At 64.1% G+C, this 2,751-nt stretch carries 2 protein-coding genes; both read left to right on the top strand.

From position 1 onward, the window contains the following. Nucleotides 1–78: 78 nt before the first annotated feature. Complete coding sequence (locus ACMLHG_RS02840) at nucleotides 79–1,158, top strand: LacI family DNA-binding transcriptional regulator (RefSeq protein WP_295812830.1); 1,080 nt, start codon at nucleotides 79–81, stop codon at nucleotides 1,156–1,158. A gap of 31 nt (nucleotides 1,159–1,189) precedes the next feature. After that, on the top strand, nucleotides 1,190–2,751 hold a 1,562-nt coding region (locus tag ACMLHG_RS02835), incomplete at its 3' end, for a glycoside hydrolase (RefSeq protein WP_417169477.1).

Below are 2,751 nucleotides of genomic sequence, written 5' to 3'. Positions count from 1 at the left end.
ATTACATTTCATGCTTGCATTTTCCCGCCGGGGAACTATCTTGTACCAGAGAGAATCAGCGACGCAGGAACATGGCAAATGGCACGGAGCAGTCTCTACCCCGCTCTGGTCGGGGAGCTGGAAAAACGGGTGAGCCGGATGGCGATCGGCAGTTTTCTGCCGTCGGAACAGGCGCTGGCCGAATCGTTTCAGGTCAGCAAGCCGACGCTCCGCCGCGCCCTGGCGGAACTCGCCCGGCGGAATCTGATCCGCACGATCAACGGCGTCGGCAACCTGGTGACCGGGAACAGCCGGGTGATCTCGCGCGAACTGGTGTTCCTCTGCTACGACCTCACCTTTTTCGCCCTCACACTCCGGGAGTTCAGCCGGGCGGCGGCGGAGGCGAACTATCTGAGCTCCATCATTCCGCTGTGCGGCGACGCGGCCTCTCAGGAACGGATTCTCAACACCGCCATCGCCCGCAACCCTGCCGGAATGGTGGTCTATGCCGACCCCGACCGGAACAACAAGAAGGCGTTCCCGCCTCTGGTGCACAGCGGCATTCCCACCCTCTTTCTGGTCCGCCTGCCGCAGGGAATCGACGGGAATCTGCTCACGTTTGAAAACGGCGACGCCATCGCGAAGATCGTCCGCCTCCTCTACCGGGAGAAGTGCCGCCGTTTCGCCCTCTACAGCAATGCCGGACTCAGCCTCAGCGCCACCCGCGAACGCAAACAGGGATTTCTGGAGGGGTTGAAACGGTGCCGCCTGAAGGCGCGGCCGGAACTCCTCCGCACCCGGGAGAGTTCGCCGGAGGAGACGGAGCGCTTTTTCGAACAGTTCCGCCACGCGGGCAAACGCCCCGACGCGGTCTGCTGTCTCAACGACGTCTGCGCGGGCGACCTCATCCGCGACGCGCACCGGCGGGGAATCCGGCTCGACGGAATCCGGCTCTCCGGCTTCGACCACGCCTCGCTCACCGCGTTTCTGCCGCACGAACTGCTGACGGTGAAGCCGCCATTTGAAGAGCTGGGGAAATGCGCCGCGGAACTGCTGATCCGTCAGATCGAAAACCCGGGATTCGGCTTCATCCGGAAGAAGCTGGAATCCCGGCTGATTTCGATTCAGCCGACCGATTTTTCGCAGGAAGGGGCCACGCATTTTCCTGCGGCAAAGTGAAACCAACCCCTCGTAAGGAGAACCATATCGTATGCTCCCGCTTGAAAATGATGCTTTCGCCCTCCGGCTGACTGAGGCTGGAACGCTTCTCCTCCGCTGGAAGGAGAAGAACCGCGAGTTCGAAACCCTCCCGTCGGAGTATCCGGTCACCCGCGCGACGGCGGAGACCGGCTCTCTCGAACTCGATCTCGACTGCGGCGGCTTCGCATTGCATGCGTCGTTCACACTGCCGGAGTCCGGCGGCGTACAGCTCCGCCTCGACGGCGACGGCCCGATGCCGGAGGAGATCGCCTGGCCGCCCGCGTGGAAAATGGAACCAGGGGATGTCGGAATCTATCCCTTCGGAACCGGCTACGCCGTCCCGGCGGCGGAACTGGAGTTCCCCCTCCCCGGGCGGATGGCGTTTTACGCGGGGAATCAGGCGTCGATGTCTCTGTTCGGCTTTCTGCGCGACGGCCTCTGTGTCCTCACCGGCGTCGAGTGCGGCTCCGACGCGGAGCTCGACAACGCGCCGTTCGACGGCTTGCGCCACAGCCGGGTGATTTGGAAAGGAGAAAAGGGGCAATGGGGCTACACGCGGGCGATCCGTTATTTCTTCGCCGAAGGGCTCGCTCCGGCGGCGGCCCGATACCGCGCCTGGCGCGAATCGCAGGGCATGGTGGTGACGCTCCAGGAAAAGTGCCGCCACACGCCGGAGCTGGAGAAGCTGATCGGCGCGGCCGATTTCTGGCTCTGGGATGACAACAACATGAACCGCCTCTACGGCCGCCCGGAGGAGCCGGAGCGGACCCCGCGCAACGTCCGCCGCGTCGCCGACGACCTCCGGAAACTCGGGATGGACCGGCTGCTCTGGAACTCCTTCGAGGGCGAGACGCCGGAGGATTGCGCCGAGCTGAAACGCCGGGGCTGTCTGGTCGGCAAGTACGACATCTACCGGGATGTTCTGCCGAAACCCTGCGTCGACCAGATCATTCCGTACCGGGTGAAGCGGAGCGTCAACACGAAACAGTGGCCGGAAATCGTCCGGGTCGACCGCGACGGGAATCTCGCCCGGGCGTGGCAGGTGCACGGGCTGGACGGCAAACTGTATCCGCAACATGCGGTCTGCGACATTCCGGCATTGAAGCTCACGATGGAGAACGTCCCGCCGGATGTGGAGAAGGTCGGCTACAACTCCCGCTTCATCGACGTACAGGCCGGCTCCACCCTTTCGGAGTGCTATCACGTGCTGCATCCGGCAACCCGCTCCGATTCCCTGCGCTACATCAACACACAGCTGCGCTTTCTTGCGGACATCGGGCTGGTCTGCGGCGTGGAGGTGGGCAGCGAGGCGACCGCCGCGGCGTTTCACTTCTCCGAGGGGATGCTCAGCCCCTCCCAGCTCCGGGCGCCGGACGCGGGGCGGCGCATGACCACCCAGTACCGCGGCGAAGAGATTCCGCCGCAGATCCGGCAGTACATGCTCAACCCGCGATACCGGATTCCGCTGTGGGAGCTGGTCTACCACGACTGCGTGGTGAGCTACTGGTACTGGGGGGACAGTTCGAACAGCGTCCCGGAGCTGATGCCGCTGCGGGATCTCTTCGACGCGCT

It is taken from the genome of Victivallis sp., from assembly GCF_048170485.1.
Classification (GTDB): domain Bacteria; phylum Verrucomicrobiota; class Lentisphaeria; order Victivallales; family Victivallaceae; genus Victivallis.
Note: the sequence above shows the minus strand (reverse complement) of the source record. Positions and strands in the feature narration are given on the sequence as shown.